The organism is Streptomyces sp. NPDC006529, from assembly GCF_040611795.1.
Taxonomy (GTDB): domain Bacteria; phylum Actinomycetota; class Actinomycetes; order Streptomycetales; family Streptomycetaceae; genus Streptomyces.
In genome coordinates, this window is record NZ_JBEXPB010000002.1 from 119,378 (window position 1) to 140,936 (window position 21,559).

The 21,559-nt window shown below is 73.1% G+C and carries 20 protein-coding genes and 1 riboswitch; of the genes, 16 read left to right on the plus strand and 4 right to left on the minus strand.

Annotation, left to right across the window (positions count from 1 at the left end; genetic code table 11):
• The first annotated feature begins 149 nt into the window (after positions 1-149).
• The 7 genes from ABZY31_RS02455 (at position 150) to ABZY31_RS02485 (ending at position 7,169) form a co-directional block, all read left to right on the plus strand.
• On the plus strand, positions 150-1,007 hold the full coding sequence (locus ABZY31_RS02455) for an iron-containing redox enzyme family protein (RefSeq protein ID WP_356403961.1): 858 nt from the start codon (positions 150-152) through the stop codon (positions 1,005-1,007).
• 61 nt (positions 1,008-1,068) lie between these two features.
• The gene (locus ABZY31_RS02460) at positions 1,069-2,130 is read left to right on the plus strand and encodes a fatty acid desaturase (protein WP_356403964.1); all 1,062 of its coding nucleotides are present in this window, start codon (positions 1,069-1,071) and stop codon (positions 2,128-2,130) included.
• Positions 2,127-2,582, plus strand: a complete 456-nt coding sequence (locus tag ABZY31_RS02465; RefSeq protein WP_356403967.1) for a hypothetical protein — start codon at positions 2,127-2,129, stop codon at positions 2,580-2,582. The genes ABZY31_RS02460 and ABZY31_RS02465 overlap by 4 nt, the downstream gene beginning before the upstream one ends.
• Before the next feature lie 205 nt (positions 2,583-2,787).
• Positions 2,788-3,777 (plus strand): malate dehydrogenase, encoded by a 990-nt coding sequence (locus ABZY31_RS02470; RefSeq protein WP_356403970.1) that lies wholly within the window; start codon positions 2,788-2,790, stop codon positions 3,775-3,777.
• Between the two features lie 148 nt (positions 3,778-3,925).
• A complete protein-coding gene (locus ABZY31_RS02475; RefSeq protein ID WP_356403973.1) occupies positions 3,926-5,713 on the plus strand; it encodes a hypothetical protein in 1,788 nt (595 codons plus the stop codon).
• Positions 5,697-6,131 carry a hypothetical protein gene (locus tag ABZY31_RS02480; RefSeq protein ID WP_356403976.1) on the plus strand — a complete coding sequence of 145 codons (435 nt, stop codon included), beginning with the start codon at positions 5,697-5,699 and terminating at the stop codon, positions 6,129-6,131. The genes ABZY31_RS02475 and ABZY31_RS02480 overlap by 17 nt, the downstream gene beginning before the upstream one ends.
• A 3-nt stretch (positions 6,132-6,134) precedes the next feature.
• On the plus strand, positions 6,135-7,169 hold the full coding sequence (locus ABZY31_RS02485; RefSeq protein ID WP_356403979.1) for a hypothetical protein: 1,035 nt from the start codon (positions 6,135-6,137) through the stop codon (positions 7,167-7,169).
• An 11-nt stretch (positions 7,170-7,180) separates the two neighbouring features.
• Here ABZY31_RS02485 and ABZY31_RS02490 read toward each other — a convergent pair whose 3' ends face one another.
• Complete coding sequence (locus tag ABZY31_RS02490; protein WP_356403982.1) at positions 7,181-7,693, minus strand: carboxymuconolactone decarboxylase family protein; 513 nt, start codon at positions 7,691-7,693, stop codon at positions 7,181-7,183.
• A gap of 46 nt (positions 7,694-7,739) precedes the next feature.
• On the opposite strand from ABZY31_RS02490, the gene ABZY31_RS02495 reads away from it, so the two are divergent.
• Complete coding sequence (locus ABZY31_RS02495) at positions 7,740-9,143, plus strand: PLP-dependent aminotransferase family protein (protein ID WP_356403985.1); 1,404 nt, start codon at positions 7,740-7,742, stop codon at positions 9,141-9,143.
• Positions 9,144-9,448: 305 nt separating this feature from the next.
• Here ABZY31_RS02495 and ABZY31_RS02500 read toward each other — a convergent pair whose 3' ends face one another.
• Positions 9,449-10,291 carry a hypothetical protein gene (locus ABZY31_RS02500; RefSeq protein WP_356404399.1) on the minus strand — a complete coding sequence of 281 codons (843 nt, stop codon included), beginning with the start codon at positions 10,289-10,291 and terminating at the stop codon, positions 9,449-9,451.
• 100 nt (positions 10,292-10,391) lie between these two features.
• On the opposite strand from ABZY31_RS02500, the gene ABZY31_RS02505 reads away from it, so the two are divergent.
• Together ABZY31_RS02505 and ABZY31_RS02510 are read left to right on the plus strand one after the other, a co-directional pair.
• The gene (locus ABZY31_RS02505; RefSeq protein WP_356403987.1) at positions 10,392-10,691 is read left to right on the plus strand and encodes a hypothetical protein; all 300 of its coding nucleotides are present in this window, start codon (positions 10,392-10,394) and stop codon (positions 10,689-10,691) included.
• A 2-nt stretch (positions 10,692-10,693) separates the two neighbouring features.
• Positions 10,694-11,896 carry a glutathionylspermidine synthase family protein gene (locus tag ABZY31_RS02510; RefSeq protein WP_356403990.1) on the plus strand — a complete coding sequence of 401 codons (1,203 nt, stop codon included), beginning with the start codon at positions 10,694-10,696 and terminating at the stop codon, positions 11,894-11,896.
• A gap of 23 nt (positions 11,897-11,919) precedes the next feature.
• Here the strand turns inward: ABZY31_RS02510 and rocD are convergent, their stop codons facing one another.
• Positions 11,920-13,152, minus strand: coding sequence for an ornithine--oxo-acid transaminase (gene rocD / locus ABZY31_RS02515; RefSeq protein WP_356403993.1), 1,233 nt, complete (start codon positions 13,150-13,152; stop codon positions 11,920-11,922).
• Between the two features lie 110 nt (positions 13,153-13,262).
• A riboswitch (ZMP/ZTP riboswitch) is annotated at positions 13,263-13,353 on the plus strand.
• A gap of 34 nt (positions 13,354-13,387) precedes the next feature.
• Between rocD and glyA the strand changes: the two genes are divergently transcribed.
• The 4 genes from glyA to ABZY31_RS02535 all read left to right on the plus strand — a co-directional run bounded on the left by glyA (position 13,388) and on the right by ABZY31_RS02535 (position 18,430).
• Complete coding sequence (gene glyA / locus ABZY31_RS02520) at positions 13,388-14,656, plus strand: serine hydroxymethyltransferase (RefSeq protein ID WP_356403996.1); 1,269 nt, start codon at positions 13,388-13,390, stop codon at positions 14,654-14,656.
• An 894-nt stretch (positions 14,657-15,550) separates the two neighbouring features.
• The gene (gene trpS / locus ABZY31_RS02525; RefSeq protein WP_356403999.1) at positions 15,551-16,564 is read left to right on the plus strand and encodes a tryptophan--tRNA ligase; all 1,014 of its coding nucleotides are present in this window, start codon (positions 15,551-15,553) and stop codon (positions 16,562-16,564) included.
• A 137-nt stretch (positions 16,565-16,701) separates the two neighbouring features.
• The gene (locus ABZY31_RS02530; protein WP_356404002.1) at positions 16,702-17,289 is read left to right on the plus strand and encodes a 2'-5' RNA ligase family protein; all 588 of its coding nucleotides are present in this window, start codon (positions 16,702-16,704) and stop codon (positions 17,287-17,289) included.
• A 235-nt stretch (positions 17,290-17,524) separates the two neighbouring features.
• On the plus strand, positions 17,525-18,430 hold the full coding sequence (locus ABZY31_RS02535) for a YihY/virulence factor BrkB family protein (RefSeq protein ID WP_356404005.1): 906 nt from the start codon (positions 17,525-17,527) through the stop codon (positions 18,428-18,430).
• On the opposite strand, the gene ABZY31_RS02540 is transcribed toward ABZY31_RS02535, so the two are convergent.
• Positions 18,378-19,640 (minus strand): D-alanyl-D-alanine carboxypeptidase, encoded by a 1,263-nt coding sequence (locus tag ABZY31_RS02540; protein WP_356404008.1) that lies wholly within the window; start codon positions 19,638-19,640, stop codon positions 18,378-18,380. The genes ABZY31_RS02535 and ABZY31_RS02540 overlap by 53 nt on opposite strands.
• A gap of 121 nt (positions 19,641-19,761) precedes the next feature.
• On the opposite strand from ABZY31_RS02540, the gene ABZY31_RS02545 reads away from it, so the two are divergent.
• Positions 19,762-20,055 carry a hypothetical protein gene (locus tag ABZY31_RS02545; RefSeq protein WP_356404010.1) on the plus strand — a complete coding sequence of 98 codons (294 nt, stop codon included), beginning with the start codon at positions 19,762-19,764 and terminating at the stop codon, positions 20,053-20,055.
• Positions 20,056-20,060: 5 nt separating this feature from the next.
• Positions 20,061-21,428 (plus strand): metallophosphoesterase, encoded by a 1,368-nt coding sequence (locus ABZY31_RS02550; RefSeq protein ID WP_356404401.1) that lies wholly within the window; start codon positions 20,061-20,063, stop codon positions 21,426-21,428.
• The last annotated feature ends 131 nt before the right edge of the window (positions 21,429-21,559 follow it).

Below are 21,559 nucleotides of genomic sequence, written 5' to 3' on the forward strand. Positions count from 1 at the left end.
AGACTCACAAGAAGGGAACGGTACCAATGGCGACTGCCCTTGCTGCCCCTCTCATTTCCTCCGTAAAGGGTTCCGAGAATTCCTTTGACCAGGACCTTGCGAACGACCTGCAGAAGGCATTTCCGGAGTCCGGGCCACATGACCGCGAAGTGCGGCTGAAGCTCTTCAAACGGCTCCACGCCCACTACGTCGCCTACATGGCCGGGCCCGAGGACTTCTCCTCGATCCCGCGGCTCAACGGCGACCCGGGCATCACCGCCATCGAGGACGCCTGGCTGTCGTGGGAGGACGGCCAGGTGGACCTCGACGCGCTGCCGAAGACGGGCACGGAGTTCCGCAGCTGGTTCCTGACCACCGCGGACCAGCACACCCAGCCGGAGTTCTGCGCCTACCTCGCGGAGGACGCCGACCTCAACGAGATCGCCCTCTTCTTCATGGGCGAGGAGCTGGTCGACAGCAAGTTCGACGACCTGATGGCCATGGTGCAGATCGGCACCCAGGGCCCCACCAAGCTCACCATCGCCGAGAACTACTGGGACGAGATGGGCGAGGGGAACATCGAGCACATCCACACCCGGATGTTCGAGCACTCCGCCCAGTACATGCGCACCCACCTCGCCAAGTCGGGCGTGGACTACTCCAACCTGCAGTTCCCCGAGGCGTACGAGAACGCCTCGCTGCTGCTGCAGTACGGCATCCACCGCCACCTCAACCCCCGCGCGCTCGGCGCGATGGGCGTCCTGGAGCAGAGTGCCTCGCCGCGCTTCCAGGCGATGGTCGACGGCTGCCGCCGGCTCGGCGTCCCCGAGGACGTCATCGACTACCAGCGGATCCACGTCCACGTGGACGCCGACCACGGCGCCGAGTGGTTCGAGGGGGTCTTCGTACCGCTCGTGGACCGCTCCCCGGGCCTGCTCCGGGAGATCTCCCTCGGGGTGCTCACCCGGGTGCGCGTGGCCAACGGCTACTACGCGCGCATCTGGGACGCCATGAAGGCCCTCCGCTAGCAGCCGGGGCCCCGAAGGGCCGGACAGCCGGGACAGGGAACGTCGAGAACGGGTGGAATCGATGCCGATCGCAGAAATACCCCGGAAGCCGCAGCTCCTGTACGCACGAGCCCGCGTGACCGGGCACGACCAGACCGTCTACCTCATCAAACTGTTCGTCGCCGCCGCGCTCGTCGCCGCGGGCGTCCTCCTCACGGCGCAGGACGGACTGCTGCCCTCCGCGGCGGGCGTGGTGCTGCTCGCCGCCGTCTACACGCACATGGTGGAGCTCCAGCACCAGGCGCTGCACCACACCGCCTTCACCTCCGCCAAGCCCCACCGGATCGTGGGGATCCCGCTCGGGCTGCCGCTGCTCGTGTCGTACACCCACTACCGGGTGCGCCACTTGCAGCACCACAAGGCGCTCGGGACCCCGCAGGACTCGGAGTTCTTCGGCTTCGACACCAGGGCCCCCCTCACCTGGGGGATGTTGGCGCGCGGCGCCTTCGACTACACCCGGCTGTGGGTGATCGGCCGCGAGATCGTCCGCAGCTGGCGCGGCACCTGGGAGTACGACGCCGGGGACATCTCCGACCGCAGGCGCGGCGAGATCATGTCCGAGTACCGGTGGATGGCCGTCCTGCCGGTGGCGGCGGTGGCCCTGGCGCTCGCCGGGTACGGCGGTCCGGTGCTGGAACTGTGGGTGCTGCCGCTGCTCGTCGCGGCGCCGATGCACTTCTTCCTGGAGCTGCCGGAGCACATCCTGTGCGACACGGAGACCACGGACGTGCTGCGCAACACCCGCTCCATCACCGGGAGCTGGTTCAGCACCTGGTACACCAACGGCAACAACCTGCACGTCGAGCACCACGCGGCGATGACGGTGTCCATCAACCGGCTGCGGGCGCGGCACGAGGAGGTCACCACCCTGGCGAAGTACGTCGACCGCAGCTACCCGGCGTTCTTCCTGTCGGTGGCGCGGGAGGCGATGCGCAACGCGCGGCGCTCGCCGGAAGCCGTGGCCGAGCAGGCCGAGGCGGCCCGGGCGGTCACAGCGCCCGCACCCGTCGCCACCCCCGGACCGTCCCCGGTGTCCGTCGGGGCCTCGGGCGGACCGCGCCGCTCCCGGGAGGGGTCGGAATGAACCGGCGGCCCGTCCAGGTGCAGGGCCCGGCGATCCATCTGGCCGCCGCGGTCTCCGCCCAGCGCATCCCCGGTCTGATCAGTGCTTCCTTCATCGGCAGCCAGATCCGGCTGGAGGTCCCCGAGGCAGAGTTCAGCATCTGGGTCGGGGCGCACGGACCGGCCGGGCTGGCGCTGCGGATCGAAGCGGTGTTCCGGGAGCTGGGCCAGGACCGCCGGGCCGGCGGCACCTGGTGGAACACCTGGGACCTCACCGTGGAGGGCCCGGCCCCGGACCCCGGGGCCACGGAGGGCGCTCCCGCCCCGGAGCCCGCCGCGGGCCACCCCCGGCCGCGCAGGTGCGTACCGGCCGAGCGCACCGCGCGGGCGCTGGCCGGGGAGATCGCGGTGGCCCGCAGGAGGTTCGCCGACCTGCTGGCGGAAGCCAGGCAGCAGGGCCGGGCCGCAGCCTGAACGAGTGCGCCGGCCGGGGGAATCCCGGCCGGCGCACCCGTGCGTGTGCCGTGGACCACAGGGACCCGGCGCATGGGCCGCCCCCGGGTCGGATAGCCTGACGACGGATGTCTCTTCACGTCAAGATGTACTGCGGATATGGAGCGGCGTCCTCCAGCACATGGGGCGGGGACGCCCCACCGCCAGCTGTCTAACGGAGAAGGCCATGACCCGCACTCCCGTGAATGTCACCGTCACCGGCGCCGCCGGCCAGATCGGCTACGCGCTGCTCTTCCGCATCGCGTCCGGTCACCTGCTCGGCCCGGACGTGCCGGTCAACCTGCGCCTCCTGGAGATCCCGCAGGGCCTCAAGGCCGCCGAGGGCACCGCCATGGAGCTCGACGACTGCGCCTTCCCGCTGCTGCGCGGCATCGAGATCACCGATGACGCCAACAAGGCCTTCGACGGCGCGAACGTCGCCCTCCTCGTCGGCGCCCGCCCGCGTACCAAGGGCATGGAGCGCGGCGACCTGCTCGCGGCCAACGGCGGCATCTTCAAGCCCCAGGGCAAGGCCATCAACGACAACGCCGCGGACGACATCAAGGTCCTCGTCGTCGGCAACCCGGCCAACACCAACGCGCTCATCGCGCAGGCCGCGGCCCCGGACGTACCGGCCGAGCGCTTCACCGCGATGACCCGCCTCGACCACAACCGCGCGATCTCGCAGCTGGCCGCCAAGACCGGCGCCGCCGTCTCCGACATCAAGCGCCTGACCATCTGGGGCAACCACTCGGCCACCCAGTACCCGGACATCTTCCACGCGGAGATCGCGGGCAAGAACGCCGCCGAACTCATCGCCGACCAGGCCTGGCTCGCCGACGACTTCATCCCGACCGTCGCCAAGCGCGGCGCGGCGATCATCGAGGCCCGTGGCGCGTCCTCGGCCGCCTCGGCCGCCAACGCCGCCATCGACCACGTGTACACCTGGGTCAACGGCACCGCCGAGGGCGACTGGACCTCCATGGGCATCCCCTCGGACGGCTCCTACGGCGTCCCGACCGGGATCATCTCCTCCTTCCCGGTCACCACGAAGAACGGCTCGTACGAGATCGTCCAGGGCCTGGACGTCAACGAGTTCTCCCGCGCCCGCATCGACGCCTCCGTGGCCGAGCTGGTCGAGGAGCGCGACGCGGTCCGCGAGCTGGGCCTCATCTAGTCGACGCCACCACCCCCGCGCGGTCACGTCGGTGACCCCGCCCCCTGTGCGCCCCGGCCGGACCCGGCCGGGGCGCTTCGGCGTGAACAGGACTGTTTTGGCCGGGATCCGACTGTCCGGCGAGGTAAAAGAAATCTAAGGTCGCCCGGTGACCGACCTCCCTCTTCCCCACCAGCCCACACCTGCCGACCGTGGCGCCGCCGGGGACGACGTCCGGGGCGGCCGGCCCCCCGTCCATCCCGCGCTCAGCGAAGCGGGCCGGATGCTGTGCGCGGGCACCTACCTCGACGCCGCCTACCGCGACCGCGTCATCGACGAGCTGTACGTCCACGCGGAGCGCATCGTCGCCCCCTCGTACGGCTTCGACGCCGCCCGCGTCCTCGCCCACGCGCTGCGCGCCCGCCGCGCCGAACTCGGCTGGGCCGCCGGGATAGTGGGCGCCTGGTTCGTCGGCATGATCCTCACCGGCGGCGCCCTGGTCGCCCTGCTGCTGCCCTTCCTCCTGCTGAGCCTCTCCGGCTGGCTGCGCCGCCAGGACAGCAGGCTGGTGCGCTTCCTCGGCGTGGTGCTGCGCGTCTACACCTGGGTGCTGCTGGTGATCCTGGTGACCGCGCTGGTGGGGGCGGCCAACACCTTCGGGGGGCTCGGCGGCTTCGGCGCCGAAACCCTGCTGGACGGCTTCTCCGGCTCCGTCACCGGCCCCTCGGACGGCTACTACTCCGGTTACGACGACTACGCGTCCGCCCGCTCCTCCGGCCCCGGCGGCTCCCCCCTGTGGTGGGTGCTCGCCGTCTTCCTCGCGCTGGTCACGCTCGTCTGGCTGCAGCGCGGCCAGGCCGCCCGCGCCATCGCCGGCGAACTCTCCCCGGGCCGGTACGCCGACCTCGCGGGCGACCCCGCCGAGACCGCCCAGGGCGTCCGCTTCACCCGGATCCGCGGCCGGGTCCGCGCCGAGCAGCACAACCCGCTGATCATGTACAACGTCAACGACCCGTTCTGCGGCGCAGGTGATCCGTACTACCCGTGGCACCTCTCGGTCGAGCTGCGCCCGCGCGAGGACCTCGGCCCCGACCGCAAGGCCGTCCCCGTCACCAACAGCCACCTCGTGCGCCGGATCGTCCCGCTGCTCCAGGCCCTGCGGGTGCCCTCGCCGCACGGCTCCCCGGCCGCCGAGGCCGCCGTACTGGACCGGTTGCGCGAACTCGTCGTCGACGAGTGCGTGTTCCTGCCCGCCGGCGGGCTGCCGCACCGCGACGCTGTCCCGCTCACCCCCGACGCCTGGACCGAGCACCTGAACGGCGCCGTCGAGGAGGGCGGCGAACGCCGCCGCCACTTCCTGCGCATCCGGGTCGGCGGCTGGGACGAGAACCTCGTCGTCACCCTCTTCGTCCGCGTTCACACCCAGGGCGGCATGATGATGCTGGAGGTCGCCCCGCACGTCCTGCTGCCGCTGCGCACCGTCTTCCAGAACGCCGACGCCGACGCCCACCGCTACCTCCACAACAACTGGCTGGGCAAGGCGGCCTGGGCGGTGCGCCACACCCCCGGCTCGCTCGCCTCGTCCGTCGCCATCCTCGGCCGCGGCACCGCCAGCTGGTGGCGGATCGCCACCGGCGGCCACGGCGGCGCCCTGCCCGAGGGCCCCGGTCTCTCGGTGCGCGAACTGGCCTCCCAGGACAACGGGTCGCTCTTCCACCTCATGGACCTCGACCGGTACCTGAAAACCATTCAGGACCGGGTGGTCAGCGGTGTGACACTGGCCCTGCACGAAGCGGGCTGGCACACCGAGGAGTTCGCCCAGCGCGCGGTCACGGTCGCCGAGGGCGGGGTGTTCATCCAGTCGGTGAACGACAGTGCCTTCAGCATCGGCGGCAGCGGACACACCAACACCACCCACGCGGGCAGGAGGAGGAGCAGCGGTGGCCACCAGCGGTGAGCAGCAGGAACAGGGCCGGACACCCGGCCGGGGGAACGGCGGGGGACACGGCGAGGACGCCGGACCAGCCGTCCGATTCGGCGATGTCAGCGACAGCGCCTTCAGCATCGGCGGCAGCGGCAACACCAACACGGTCCACCACCACGTCGGCGGCGCCGCGGCCGTGCCCGGCCCCGAGGAACTGCTGGAAGCGGTACGGGACCTGCGCGCCGCGCTGGTCCGGCTGCCCCGCGGCGCGGAGCGCAGCGCGCTCGACGCCGAACTCGACGAGGTCGCCGGCGATCTGGAGGACGCGGCCGTGATCCGGCCCGGGCTGCCCGAGCGGCTGCGCGCGGCCCTCACCCGCTGGGCCCCGCTGATCGAACCGCTGAACGCGGCGACCGCGCTCGGCGCCCTGCTCGTCACCCTGGGAGGCTGAACCGTGCCCCCCGCAGCCCCCGGTACGCCCCGCTGGGACTCGCAGGCCCAGCGCTGGATCTGGGACTCCGCCCCCGCCGCCCCGGGCTCCGCGGCGCCGCCCGCCGCCCCGCCGACGGTGCCCGCGCAGCCGCCCGTACCGCCCGCGCAACCGGCCGCCGCGCCGACGCAACCGGCCGCCGCGCCGCCCGCCGTGCCGCTCTACGGGCCGCCGCCCGGCGGTCCGGTGTACGGGCCCCCGGACCCGGGGGCCTGGCCCCCGGCCGGCCCCGACCGGCAGCTGCCGGTGCAGGCGCAGCCGCTGTACCCGCCCGCCCCGCCGCTCTACCCCGGCCCGGACGGCAGGGGCCCGGACGGGCCGCCGCGGCGCTGGCTGACCCCGGCCACGGCGGGCATCGCGGTGGCCGCCGTCGCGATCGGCGCGGCGGTCGTGTGGTTCGTGCTGCGCGACTCCGGCGGCGCCGCGCCCGACCAGGCGCACGGCACCGGGACGCCCAGCGTCTCGGCCTCCGCCTCCCCGGACCCGACAGGGAGCGCCTCCGACGGGCCCTCGGCCGTCGCGAGCGCCAGCGCCGGGCCCAGCGCGTCCGCCTCGGCGTCCGCGTCCTCGGCGGGCCACGTGACGCTGGAGGACCCGAAGGGCTTCACCGTCGCCGTGCCCCGGGGCTGGACTCGCGACGATCCCGGCAACGGCGTCTTCTACCGCTCCGCCGACCGCTCCTCGCTGCTCCAGGTCTTCCGGGTGGTCGAACCGGAGCTGAGCCCCCTCGACGCGGTCAAGGGGGCCTCGGCGGACCTGCGCAACCGCACCAGCGGCTACACGGAGGTCAAGGTCGGCGCGGTCCCGGGCGGCTCGGGCGCCTGCGAGCTGGTCTACGAGTACGACAGCGCGGAGTCCCACGGCCGCCGCCGGGGCGTCGAACGGGTCTTCTTCGCCCAGGACGGCAACAAGTGGGCCCTGCTGGCGGCCGGACCGGCCGGCGAGTGGGAGACCACCCAGGACCACCTCACGGCGGCGGTCGGGGCCTTCCGTCCGTAGCCGGTCCGCAGTCAGTTCTTGTACATGCCCGGGGTGTAGTGCCCCGGCACCAGACGGGTGGTGACGCCGAACCGGTTCCAGACGTTGATCGTCGCGATGACGGCGATCAGCTGGGCCAGTTCGGCCTCCTCGAAGTGCTTCGCGGCCTTCTCGTACACCGCGTCGGGAACGAAACCGTCGGTCAGGACGGTCACGGCCTCCGTCAGCTCGATCGCGGCCAGCTCCTTCTCGGTGTAGAAGTGCCGCGACTCCTCCCAGGCCGCGAGCTGGACGATCCGCTCGACGCTCTCGCCCGCCGCGATCGCGTCCTTGGAGTGCATGTCCAGGCAGAACGCGCAGTGGTTCAGCTGCGAGGCGCGGATCTTCACCAGCTCGACCAGGGCCGGGTCCAGGCCCTTCTTCGAGGCGATCTCCAGGGCGAGGACCGCCTTGTAGACCTCGGGGGCCAGCTTGGCGATCTGCATCCGGGGGGTGTGCTCGGGGGCGTGGTGGACGTGGGCGGTGTGCGGTGCGTTCGTGGTCATGGGTTCACCGTACGGACCGGACGGCCCAGCGATATGGTCCATGTTCATGACGGATTCCTGGGCCACTTTCGGCGCTGACCTGCATCTGGAGCTGTCCGCGGGACGCGGTCTGCGGGCCGGTCTCACCGAAGCGCTGCGCGAGGCCGCGCGGGGCGGACGGCTCGCCCCCGGAACCCGGCTCCCCTCCTCCCGTACCCTTGCCGCCGACCTCGGAATCGCCCGGAACACGGTCGCCGAGGCCTACGCCGAACTCGTCGCCGAGGGCTGGCTCACCGCCCGCCAGGGCTCCGGGACCCGGGTCGCCGAGCGGGCGCGGGCGCGCAGGGCCGCCGCGGCCGCGCCCGTACGCCGCCCCGCGCGCCGGGGGCCCTCGTACAGCCTGATGCCCGGCTCCCCGGACCTCGGCGGCTTCCCCCGCGCGGCCTGGCTGAGCGCGGCCCGGCGGGCGCTCACCGACGCCCCGAACGAGGCGTTCGGCTACGGCGGCGACCCGCGCGGCCGGGTGGAACTGCGCGAGGCGCTGGCCGGGTACCTGGCCCGGGCGCGGGGGGTCTACGCCGACCCCGAACGCATCGTGCTGTGCTCCGGCTTCGCGCACGGGCTCCAGCTGATGACCCGGCTGCTGCGGGCGCGCCGGGTCCGGGAGGCGGCCGTGGAGGCGTACAGCCTGGACGTGCACCGCGACCTCCTGGCACGCGGCGGGCTGCGGACCCGGCCGCTGGGGCTGGACGCCTCCGGGGCGCGGACGGGGGAGCTGGCCGGGCTCGGGGCGGGGGTGGGAGCGGTCCTGCTCACCCCGGCGCACCAGTTCCCCACCGGGGTCGCGCTGACGCCCGGGCGGCGGGCGGCCGCCGTGGACTGGGCGCGGACGACCGGCGGCCTGATCCTGGAGGACGACTACGACGGCGAGTTCCGCTACGACCGGCAGCCGGTCGGCGCCCTCCAGGGCCTCGACCCGGACCGGGTGGTCTACCTCGGCACCGCCAGCAAGTCCCTCGCGCCGGGCCTGCGCATGGGCTGGATCGTGGCGCCGCCGGGACTGGTGGACGAACTCCTCGCGGTCAAGGGCCGCACCGACTGGACGTCCAGCGCGCTGGATCAGCTGACGCTGGCGCAGTTCATCACGTCGGGGGCGTACGACCGGCACGTGCGGGGGATGCGGCTGCGGTACCGGCGGCGGCGCGACGAGCTGGTGGCGGCGGTGGGGTCGCGGGTCGCCGTGTCCGGCATCGCGGCGGGTCTGCACGCCGTGCTGGACCTTCCCGTGGGGACGGAGCGCTCGCTCCTCCAGTCGGCCGCCTGGCAGGAACTGGCCCTGGAGGGCCTGGCCCGCTTCCGGCACCCGGACGCCGCCATGCCGCCGCGCGACGCCCTGATCGTCGGCTACGGCACCCCCTCCGACAGCGCCTGGACCCCCACCCTGGCGGCCCTCCGAGCGACCCTGCCGTAAGACCCGCGCCGAGCCCCTTGCCTCCGGCGGCGCCTCAAACGCCGGCGAGGCTGGGGGGTCGGCAGCTCGGCGGAGGGGGCAAATCCAGCCGGCGGGGCTGGGGGAGTCGGCAGCTCGGCGAGGTCGGCTCGGCGGAGGGGGCAAATCCAGCCCCGCCGGCGTTTGAGGCGCCGCCGGAGGCGAGCGGTGGGGAGGTCGGCTGCCCGGCCCGGCTCGGCGGAGCAGGATCCGGGAGGCGGGGCGGATTCAGCCCCGCCGGCGTTTGAGGCGCCGCCAGGGGCACAGCGGGCGCGCCGCGTCCGGGGTCAGTCGGCCCGGGGCCGGGGCGGCGGCGGGGGCGGTTCGCCGAAGCGGGCCAGGGCAAGGGCACCGGTGACCGCGACCACGAAGCCGAGGACCGCGAGCCAGGTCAGCCCCTCCCGCGTCCGGTCCCCGAGCCACACCACGCCCACCACCGCCGGCCCGACCGTCTCCCCCAGCACCAGCCCGGCCGTGGCCGCCGTCACCGACCCGCGCTGCAAGGCGGAGGTGAGCAGCAGGAACGCCGCCCCACCCCCCAGCAGCAGCGCGTACGTCGCCGGGTTCGAAACCAGCGCCCCCGGCGCGAAGCCGTCGATCAGCCGGACCGCGACCTCCACCACCCCGAAGCCCGTCCCCGCACCCAGCCCCAGGACCAGCGCCCGCGCCCGCCCCGGCAGCCGCCCCGCCGCCGCCCCCACCAGCAGCACCGCCGCCGCGGCCCCCAGCATCGACCACTTGAGCGCCGTACTCCCCGGCCGCGACCCCTCCTCCCCGGAGGCGAGGCCCAGCAGGGCGAGCCCGAGGCAGACCACGCCGACCGCCGCCCACTCCGTACCGCTGAGGCGGACCTTCAGCAGCCGCGCCGCCACCACCGCGGTCACCGCGAGGCTGGCGGCCAGCGCCGCGCCCACGGCGTAGATGGGGATCGAGCGCAGGGCGATGATCTGGAAGACGAAGCCGACCGCGTCCAGGCTCAGACCGGCCAGATACCGCCACTGCCGCAGCGCCCGCAGCAGCAGCGCCGGGTCGACCCCCGACCCCGTCCCCGGCTCGGCCGCCCGCGCGGCCACCGCCTGGAGCACGGACGCCGTACCGAAACACACCGCGGAAGCGAGCGCGCACACCATCCCGATCAGCACGCGACGAACTGTAGACGGCCGGATTCCATCGGTGGGGCGCCCCGCTCTAGGGTGGGGGCCAACAGCACCGGCCAGGGGGAGCCCGTCCATGGACAACAGCAGCGGTACGGCACGGCGGCGCATGCGCTCCGGCGCCGTCGCCCTCGGCGGCGTGGGACTGCTCGCCGCCTCCCTCGTCGCCTGCGGATCGAGCGACGAGCCCGACCGGCGGTGCGTCTCGAAGACCTCGCTGAACAAGCTCGACGACAAGGAGTGCCGCAGCGGCGGCCACGGCACCTACTACTACGGCGGCACCACCAGCAACGGCAAGGCCACCGGCGGCAGCTTCGACAAGTCCGCGGTCAGCCGCGGCGGCATCGGCGGCGGCTCCAAGAGCAGCGGCGGCTGAGGGTGCGCCGCCACACCATCGAGCCCCGCCCCGACTGGCAGCGCATCGTCGAGGAGCAGGGGCTGGTCTACCCGCTGACCCGCTACCCCGACGACTCCCTGCGCCCCTACTGGGACGAGAGCGCGTACTACTCGTTCACCCTCCCCGAGGTCGAGGCGCTCGAAGAGGTCGTCGAGGAGCTGCACACGATGTGCCTGGCCGCGGCCGCGCACATCGTCGCGCACGACCGCTACGCCGACCTCGGGATCACCGACCCGCGGCTCGTCGCCCGGATCGCCGAGTCCTGGCGGCGGCGCGCCGAACAGCCCTCCCTGTACGGCCGGTTCGACCTGCGCTACGACGGCGCGGGCGGCCCGGCCAAGATGCTGGAGTACAACGCGGACACCCCGACCTCGCTGGTGGAGGCGGCCGGTCCGCAGTGGTTCTGGATGGAGGAGCGCTTCCCCGGCGCCGACCAGTGGAACTCGCTGCACGAGCGGCTCGTCGAGGCCTGGCGCCGCCAGGCCCCGCTGCTGCCGCCCGGGCCGGTGCACTTCGCGCACTCCGAGGCGGACGAACTGGGCGAGGACCTGATGACGGTCGCCTACCTCCAGGAGACCGCCGCGCAGGCCGGGCTCGCGACCGAGGCCCTCTCCGTGGAGCGGATCGGCTGGGACCGGCTCTCCGGCCGGTTCGTCGACGAGAAGCTCCGCTTCATCCGCAGCTGCTTCAAGCTCTACCCGTGGGAGTGGCTGGCCGAGGACGCGTTCGGCCCCCAGGTGCTCGACACCATGGACCTCGGCGGAGCTTCCGGTTCCACGCTGTGGATCGAACCGGTCTGGAAGATGCTGCTGTCCAACAAGGCCCTGCTGGCGATCCTGTGGGAGCTGTACCCGGACCACCCCCACCTGCTCCCCGCCTACCTCGACGGCCCGCGCGAGCTGGCCCGCACCACGGGGTACGCCGTGAAGCCGCTGCTGGGCCGCGAGGGCGCCGGCGTCACCCTGCACCCGGTGGGCGCGCCGCCGTACGAGCCCCCGGCCGCCGACGCGGACGAGGGCCCGGTGTGCTTCCAGGGCCTCGCCGCGCTGCCCGACTTCGACGGCAACCGGGTGGTGCTCGGCGCGTGGGTCGTCGAGGACGAGGCGGCGGGGCTCGGCATCCGGGAATCGGCGGGGCCGGTCACGGACGAGTACGCCCGCTTCCTGCCCCACGTCATCCTCTAGTCCGTCCCTTCCCGGCGCCGGCGTCAGGCGGAGAGGACCGCCCGCAGCTGGTCGAGGCCCCAGTCCAGGTCCTCCTTGCTGATGACCAGCGGCGGGGCGATCCGGATCGTGGACCCGTGGGTGTCCTTGACCAGGACGCCCCGCTCCATCAGCTTCTCGGAGATCTCCCGGCCCGTGCCGAGCGCCGGATCGATGTCCACCCCGGCCCACAGCCCGCGCCCGCGCACGGCCGTCACCGCGCCGCCGCCCACCAGCAGCCCCAGCTCCCGGTGCAGGTGGTCGCCCAGCTCGGTGGCGCGCTGCTGGTACTCGCCGGTGCGCAGCATCGCGATCACCTCCAGGGCGACCGCGCAGGCCAGCGGGTTGCCGCCGAAGGTCGAGCCGTGTTCGCCAGGGTGGAAGACCCCGAGCACGTCCCGGTCGGCGACCACCGCCGACACCGGCACCACACCGCCGCCGAGCGCCTTGCCGAGGATGTAGACGTCCGGCACGACCCCCTCGTGGTCCAGCGCGAAGGTCTTCCCGGTCCGCCCGAGCCCCGACTGGATCTCGTCCGCCATGAAGAGCACGTTCCGCTCGCGCGTCAGCTCCCGTACGGCCGCCAGGTAGCCCGCCGGCGGCACCAGCACTCCCGCCTCGCCCTGGACCGGCTCCAGCAGCACGGCGACGGTGGTGTCCGTGACGGCCGCCGCGAGGGCGTCGAGGTCGCCGTAGGGGACGATGTCGAACCCGGGCGTGTAGGGCCCGTAGTGGTCGCGGGCCTCGGCATCGGTGGAGAAGGAGACGATGGTCGTCGTCCGGCCGTGGAAGTTGTTCGACGCGACGATGATCCGGGCCTGGCCGTCCGGGACGCCCTTGACCTCGTACCCCCACTTGCGCGCGGTCTTCACGGCGGTCTCCACCGCCTCCGCGCCCGTGTTCATCGGCAGCACCAGCTCCTTGCCGCACAGCGCCGCCAGCTCGCCGCAGAAGTCGGCGAAGCGGTCGTGGAAGAAGGCCCGCGAGGTGAGGGTGACCCGCTCCAGCTGCTCCTTCGCCGCGTCGATCAGGCGCCGGTTGCCGTGGCCGAAGTTCAGGGCCGAGTAGCCCGCGAGCATGTCGAGGTAGCGCTTGCCCTCCACATCGGTCATCCACGCGCCCTCCGCCGAGGCGACGACGACGGGGAGCGGATGGTAGTTGTGCGCGCTGTGCGCGTCGGCGGCGCTGATCGCCGCCGACGTGGCGGCATTGCTCTGTGCGTCGGTCTGAGTCGACACGGGGTCTCCGTTTCGTCCGTGCGGGACAGTGACGAGGGTGGCGTCATTGTCTATCTCGCTCACCAGGCGGACGCGGAAACCTCATCCGCGGCGCGGCCGCTAAGCTGGGCGGCACGCACGGCGACTGGCGCACGGAGAACGAACTCCGGGGAAGTCGTGCGCGCAGGACCGCATCAAGGGCCGCTCGCCTGGGCCTCGCGGGGACGACCACGACATCGACCCCGGAGGAGCCGCCATGTCCGCGAGCCGCCACCCCGCCCTCTTCGCGACCGACCCCGAACTCGCCTCGTTCGTCGCGGCGGAGGAGCAGCTGCAGGCCGATACCCTGCGCCTGATCCCCAGCGAGAACTACGTGTCCGCGGCCGTGCTGGAAGCGTCCGGCACCGTGCTGCAGAACAAGTACAGCGAGGGGTACCCGGGCCGCCGCTACTACGAGGGCCAGCAGAACATCGACCGGATCGAGGCGCTCGCGATCGAGCGGGCCAAGGGCCTGTTCGGCGTGGACCACGCGAACGTCCAGCCGTACTCCGGCTCCCCGGCCAACCTGGCCGTCTACCTCGCCTTCGCCGAGCCCGGCGACACCGTGATGGGCATGGCACTGCCGATGGGCGGGCACCTGACGCACGGGTGGGGCGTGTCGGCGACCGGGACGTGGTTCCGGGGCGTGCGGTACGGGGTGCGCGCGGACACGGGCCTGATCGACTTCGACGAGGTCCGCGACCTGGCCCTCAAGGAGCGGCCGAAGGTCATCTTCTGCGGTGGCACGGCGCTGCCGCGGACCATCGACTTCGCCGCCTTCGCCGAGATCGCCGAGGAGGCGGGGTCGGTGCTGGTGGCCGACGTCGCGCACATCGCGGGCCTGATCGCCGGTGGCGCGCACCCCAGCCCGGTCGGGCACGTGGACGTCGTCTCCACCACCACGCACAAGACCCTGCGGGGGCCGCGCGGGGCGATGCTGATGTGCCGCGAGCAGCACGCGAAGGCCATCGACAAGGCCGTCTTCCCCGGGCTCCAGGGCGGGCCGCACAACCAGACCACGGCGGGCATCGCGGTCGCCCTGCACGAGGCCGCGCAGCCGGCGTTCGTCTCGTACGCGCACGGGGTGGTCGCCAACGCGAAGGCGCTCGCGGCGGCGCTGCTGGAGCGGGGCTTCGACCTGGTGTCGGGCGGTACGGACAACCACCTCATCCTGATGGACCTCACCTCGCGCGGGGTGCCGGGGAAGGTGGCGGCGAAGGCGCTGGACCGGGCGGGGATCGTCGTGAACTACAACACGGTGCCGTACGACGCGCGCAAGCCGTTCGATCCCTCGGGGGTGCGGATCGGGACGCCGTCGCTGACGTCGCGGGGGTTGCGGCCGGAGCACATGCCGGTGGTCGCGGACTGGATCGCGCGCGGCGTCGCGGCCGGGGCCGCGGCCGACGAGGCGGCGCTGGCGGCGATCCGCGCCGAGGTGACCTCCCTGATGGCCACCTTCCCGGCCCCGGGCCTCCCGGTGGCCTGACGCCCCTGCGCCCTTCTCCGGGCTGGTCGGGCGGGTCGCGGGGCGGCGCCCCTGCCTGCGGCCCGCCCTCCCCTCCGGGGGCGCCTCAATCGCCGGCGGGGCTGAATTTGCCGGGTCGGCGGGACCGGGTGGGCCGCCGGTGCCGCCCTGCCTGCGGCCGGCCCTCCCCTCCGGGGGCGCCTCAATCGCCGGCGGGCTGGATGGGGGCCGGGGGTGCTGCCCTGCCTGCGGCTTGCTCTGCCCTCCGGGGGCGCCTCAATCGCCGGCGGGGCTGAATTTGCCGGGGCGGGGGCTTCAATCGCCAGCGGAGCTGAGGTTGCCGGGCCGGGACCCCGCGAACGCCGACGAGGTCGGCGAGACCGGATTCGCGGCCAGCGCTGCTGGATGACCGCAACCCCCTCCAGCCTCGCCGGCGTTTGAGGCGTCCCCGGAGGGTCAGCCGGGCACCGTCCGGCGTTACCCCTCCAGCCTCGCCGGCGTTTGAGGCGTCCCCGGAGGGTCAGTCGGGCACCGTCCGGCGCTACCCCTCCAGCCTCGCCGGCGTTTGAGGCGCCCCCGGAGGGTCAGCCGGGTACTGCCCGGTGCCACCCCTCCAGCCCCGCCGGCGTTTGAGGCGGCCCGCGGAGGGTCAGCCGGGGCACCGACCGGCACCGTCCCCGGCCTCGCCGGCGTTTGAGGCGCGCCCCCGGCGGGCGGCCGGTGGCGCCCACGGCCCCGGCGCCGGCGGCGGAAAGCGGTCGCTTGATTCGCGCAAGATCAAGCCGACCCCCTACGCACGGGTACGGCCGCCGACGCGGCACCGGCGGCCACCCCCACCCCCGCCCCCCCGCCGGAGGCGCCCGGTTCAGGCCAGCGCGGGCCGAAGACCGCCCCCGCACCTGAGAGAATGGCGGCATGGCCTCTGACCGTCCCCGCGCGCTCTCCGGTATCCAGCCCACCTCCGGTTCGTTCCACCTCGGGAACTACCTCGGAGCGATTCGGCAGTACGTCGCCCTGCAGGAATCACACGACGCCTTCTACATGGTCGTCGACCTGCACGCGATCACCATGCCGCAGGATCCGAAGGAACTCCGCGCCAATACGCGGCTCTCCGCCGCCCAGCTGCTCGCCGCCGGCCTCGACCCCGAGCGTTGCACCCTCTTCGTGCAGAGCCACGTGCCCGAGCACGCGCAGCTCGGCTGGGTCATGAACTGCATCACCGGCTTCGGCGAGGCCGGCCGGATGACCCAGTTCAAGGACAAGTCCGCGAAGTCCGGCGCGAGCAACGCCACCGTCGGCCTGTTCACGTACCCGATCCTCCAGGTCGCCGACATCCTGCTGTACCAGGCGAACGCCGTCCCGGTCGGCGAGGACCAGCGCCAGCACATCGAGCTGACCCGCGACCTGGCCGAGCGCTTCAACCAGCGCTTCGGCGAGACCTTCACCGTCCCGGCCGCCCACATCGTCAAGGAGGTCGCGAAGATCTACGACCTCCAGGACCCGGCGGTCAAGATGTCGAAGTCGGCGTCCACCCCCAAGGGCCTGATCAACCTCCTGGACGAGCCCAAGGCCACCGCGAAGAAGATCAAGAGCGCGGTCACCGACACCGAGGCCGAGATCCGCTTCGACGCCGTGCACAAGCCCGGCGTCAGCAACCTGCTCACGATCTACTCCACCCTCACCGGTACGGCGATCCCGGTCCTGGAGGAGAAGTACGAGGGCAAGGGCTACGGCGCGCTCAAGACCGACCTGGCCGAGGTCATGGTCGATTTCGTCACCCCCTTCCAGCAGCGCACCCAGGAGTACCTCGACGACCCGGCGACGCTGGACGACGTACTCGCCAAGGGCGCGGACAAGGCCCGCGCGGTCGCCTCGCAGACCCTCGCGAGCGCCTACGACCGGCTCGGTTTCCTGCCCGCCAAGCACTGACCGAGGGCCCTCGAACGGCTGGGACCTGCGACTCTGGCCGTTTGGCAGAGCTGCCCTCACACTGGGGGCGGAAGACCTCGCACAGGCCGCGCACAGACGCATCCGGACGACCGCATCAGATGACGGAGGAGACATACGTGGGGACCGTAACGCTCGGCGTTTCGATCGCGGTCCCGGAGCCGTACGGCAGCCAGCTCCAGCAGCGGCGCGCCGGCTTCGGGGACGCTGCCGCGCACGGCATCCCCACCCACGTCACCCTCGTGCCGCCGACGGAGGTGGACGCGGACCGGCTGCCCGCGATCCGCGCCCACCTGGCCGAGGTCGCGGCGGCCTTCCGCCCGTTCGCGATGCGGCTGGGCGGCACGGGTACCTTCCGGCCGCTCTCGCCCGTGGTCTTCGTCAAGGTCGTCGAGGGCGCCACGGGCTGCACCCGGCTCCAGGCCCAGCTCCGCGACCCGCACGGCCCGGTCAGCCGCGAGCTGGCCTTCCCCTACCACCCGCACGTCACGGTCGCCCACGGGATCTCCGAAGAGGCGATGGACCTGGCCTTCGAGTCCCTCGCCGACTACGACGCGGAGTGGCGCTGCACCGGCTTCGCGCTCTACGAGCAGGGCTCCGACGGGGTCTGGCGCAAGCTGCGCGAGTACCCCTTCGGGACGGGCCCGACGGGCGTGCCGGCGCAGGCCGGCTCACCCGTCGACGAGCCCACCGCGCACCGCGCCTGACCCCCCGCGTCCACCCGGCCCGCCAGGTCCGCCCGGGGCGCCCCGGCCGCCCGGCTCCGGCCGGCCGGGCCGCGCAGCGGGCGCAGGGCCCGCCGGGTGCGGAAGCGGAGCGAGCGCAGGAGCAGGTCGTGGAACGGGCGGTCGGTCGTCGAGATGCGAAAAGTCACAATCGACGACCGTAGCGTCCAAAAGCGGCAATCCCGGCTATTTCCGGACGCTGAATTACGGTGACCCCATGGACTGGCTGACGAAACTCCCGCTGATCGGGCCCTGGGTGAGCCGCCTCATGCGGACCCACGCCTGGCGTTCGTACGAGCGCCTGGACCGGGTGCGGTGGAGCCGGCTCGCCGCGGCCGTCACCTTCATCAGCTTCCTCGCGCTCTTCCCGCTCATCACGGTCGCCGCGGCCATCGGCGCGGCGCTGCTCACCCGCGACCAGCTCGACCGGCTGGAGGCCAACCTGGCCAAGCAGGTCCCCGGCATCTCCGACCAGCTCGACCTCGACGCGCTGGTCGCCAACGCGGGCACGGTCGGCCTCGTCGCCGCCGGGATCCTGCTCTTCACCGGCATCGGCTGGGTCGGATCCCTGCGCGGCTGTCTGCGCGCGGTCTGGGACAAGGACGACGAGGACGACGGGAACCCCTTCGTCCGCAAGGGCAAGGACGCCCTGGTCCTGATCGGCCTCGGCGGCGCGGCCCTCGGCTCGGCCGCCGCGTCGATCATCGGCTCCAGCGCGGTCGGCCGCGTCGGCGCGTGGCTGGGCATCCCCGACCACGGCGGCGGTGGCGCGGTCCTGCGCGCCGCCGCCTTCGCGGTCGGGGTGCTGGCCGCCTTCCTGCTCCTGCTGTACGTCCTGACCCTGCTGCCCGGCGTGCAGCCGCCGCGCCGCCGCCTGCTGGCGGCGGCCCTCATCGGCGCGGCCGGCTTCGAACTGCTGAAACTGCTGCTCAGCGGCTACATGCGGGAGGTCGCGAGCAAGAGCATGTACGGGGCCTTCGGCGTCCCGATCGCGCTGCTGCTCTGGATCAACTTCACCGCGAAGCTGCTCCTCTTCTGCTCCGCCTGGACGGCCACCGGTGACGAGGAGGTCAGCTCGGATCCCGGTCCCGCCCCTGACGCCCGCGCGGCCAGCGCCGGTTGATCAGGAACGCCCCGGCGGCCATCGCCGCCACCACACCGCCCGTGATGCCCAGCGCGGTGCCGAGCCCGCCGCCGCTCTCCTCGTCCGCCGAGGCGGGGCTGGTGTCGTGCACCTCGGCGGGGGAGCCGACCGAGGAGGTGTCCGCGCTCTTCGGCGGCACCAGCTGACCGACCGGCTTGACCTTCCCGGCCGCCGCGAAACCCCAGTCGAAGAGGGTCGCGGTCTCCTCGTAGACCGAGTTGAGGCCGCCCGCGCTCGGGTTCATCACGGTCACCACCAGCTTCTTGTCGCCGCGCTGGGCGACGCCGGTGAAGGTCGAGCCGGCCATGGTGGTGTTGCCGTTCTTCACCCCCGCGATGCCCTTGTACGGGCTGACCCCGCCCACGCCCGTCATCAGCCGGTTCGTGTTCTGGATCTCGAACGCGTCGCGCGGCTGGCCGGGCTTCTGCTCGCCCGGGAACTTCGCGCTCGCGGTGGCGGCGTACTCCCGGAAGTCCTTCTTCTGCAGCCCGGAGCGGGCGATCAGGGTCAGGTCGTACGCGCTGGACACCTGGTCGGGGGCGTCGTAGCCGTCCGGGGAGATCACGTGCGTGTCGAGGGCCTGGAGCTCCTCGGCGTGCGCCTGCATGTCCTTGACGGTCTTCTCGACGCCGCCGTTCATGGCCGCCAGCACGTGCACGGCGTCGTTGCCCGAGCGCAGGAACACCCCGAGCCACAGGTCGTGCACGGTGTACTCCAGGTCCTCCTTCACCCCGACCAGGCTGCTGCCCGCGCCCACCCCGGCCAGCTCCTCCTGGCTGACCTTGTGCACCTGCTCCTTGGGGAGCGAGGGCAGCACGGTGTCCGCGAACAGCATCTTCAGGGTGGAGGCCGGGGGCAGCCGCCAGTGCGCGTTCTGGGCGGCCAGCACCTCGCCGCTCTCCGCGTCGGCCACGATCCAGGAGCGGCCCGACAGGTTCGCGGGCAGCGCGGGCGCCCCCGGCAGCAGATTGACCTGCGGTCCCGGCTGGCCCAGCAGGATCCCGCCGACCTGGGACATCCCCGCGGGCGGCGCGGGGGCCTTCACGGGGGGCTTGCCGCCCTTGGCGTCCCCGGACGGGGTGGGCGCGGGGGTGGGAGGGGGAGTGACGGCGTACGCGGGGGCCACGGCCAGGGCGGGCAGCAGCAACGCGGCGGAGAGGACCGTCAGCGCGGTCTTTTTGGCAGACACGGACGCGAACGTACATCGCAACGCCGCGTCAGCCGCTCCGCTGCGGCCAACCCGCCGCAACCACCGCCGGGACAGCCCACCCCCGCGCGTCCGTCCCGGGGACGGAACCGATACTGGGCCCATGAGACTCAGCCGCGCCGCATCCTGGTTCCTGCTCGCCTTCGGGGTGTGGAGCTGGTTCATCTGGGTGTCTTTCGTCCGGAACCTGTGGAAGGACGGCAGTGGACTGGCCTTCGACGCCGCCGGTGAGCCCACCGCGTACTTCTGGGTGCACCTGCTGCTCGCCGTCACGTCCTTTCTCCTGGGGACGGGTGTAGGGGTCATCGGGTTGCTCGGGGTACGGGCGCTGCGGCGCGGATCACGGGATGCGGATGCGGGGTCGGGCTCCGGGTCGGGCCCGGTGGACGTCGCGTGACCGTCCTGGTGGTCGTCCTGGTGGTGCTGGCGGTGCTGGCGGTGCTCGCGCTGCTGGTGCTGGTGCACCGGTGGCTGTGGGTCCGCCTGGTCCGCGACACGACCGCCCCGGGCGGGTGGGCGCGCCGCGTGCTGACCGGGTGCGCGTTCGCGCTGCCGGTGCTGTCGCTGGCGGCCCTGCTCGTGGGGCGGGCGGGGGCGCCGTTCTGGGTGCAGCGGGTGGTGGCGTGGCCGGGGTTCATGTGGCTGGCGGTGCTGTTGTACCTGGTGCTGGCCGTGCTGGTGGCGGAACCGGTACGTCTGCTCCTCCTCCGCCGTCGCCGCACCCCCGCCTCAATCGCCGGCGAGGCTGATGTTGCCGACCCGGTGCACGCCGGTGCGGCGGGTCCCGCCTCCGGCGGCGCCTCAAACGTCGGCGGGGCTGAGTTGGGTGACCCTGACGCTGCGACCGATCCAGCCTCGCCGGCGTTTGAGGCGCCGCCGGAGGCACGGGAGGGGCGCTCCGCGGACCCGCCGCCAACGGGAGCCGCGGAAGCCACCGGCACGCGCACGCGCCGCGTGTTCGTCGCGCGGGCGCTGGCGGCGGCGGCAGTGACCGCGGCGGGCGGCACGGTCGCGTACGGCACGTACGGCGTGCTCCGCGGCCCCCGGGTCAAGCGGGTCACCGTCCCCCTGGCCAAACTCCCCCGCGCGGCCCACGGCTACCGCATCGCCGTCGTCAGCGACATTCACCTCGGCCCCATCCTCGGCCGCGCCCACACCACCCGCATCGTCGACGCCGTCAACGCGACCCAGCCGGACCTGATCGCCGTCGTCGGCGACCTCGTGGACGGTTCGGTCCACGACCTCGGGTCCGCAGCCGAGCCGCTGGCCCGGCTGCAGGCCCGGCACGGGAGCTTCTTCGTCACCGGCAACCACGAGTACTTCTCGGGCGCCCGGCAGTGGGTGGACCACGTCCGCGAGCTGGGCCTGCACCCGCTGGAGAACGCCCGCCGGGAGCTGCCGTACTTCGACCTCGCGGGCGTCAACGACGTCGCCGGCGAGAGCGAGGGGCAGGGCCCCGACTTCGAGCGGGCCCTCGGCGGCCGCGACCGCGCCCACCGCACGGCGGTGCTCCTCGCACACCAGCCGATCGTGATCCACGACGCCGTCCGCCACGGCGTGGACCTCCAGCTGTCGGGCCACACGCACGGCGGCCAATTGTGGCCGGGAAACTACCTTGCGGAACTCGCCAACCCGACCGTTGCGGGGCTGGAGCGTTACGGGGACACTCAGCTTTATGTGTCGCGGGGAGCCGGTGCGTGGGGACCGCCCGTGAGGGTCGGTGCACCCTCCGACATCACCATCGTCCAACTTGCCTCATACCAGACATAATTCGTCGGAACCGAGACCGAAACGCCCTTCCACCTCCCAATTTTCCGTGATTGGGTGACCGGTAATCGGATAAACATGCGCCAGCAGCGGACACGCGGCGGGGCGCGGGGTGGGCAATGAGGAGTTCAGGG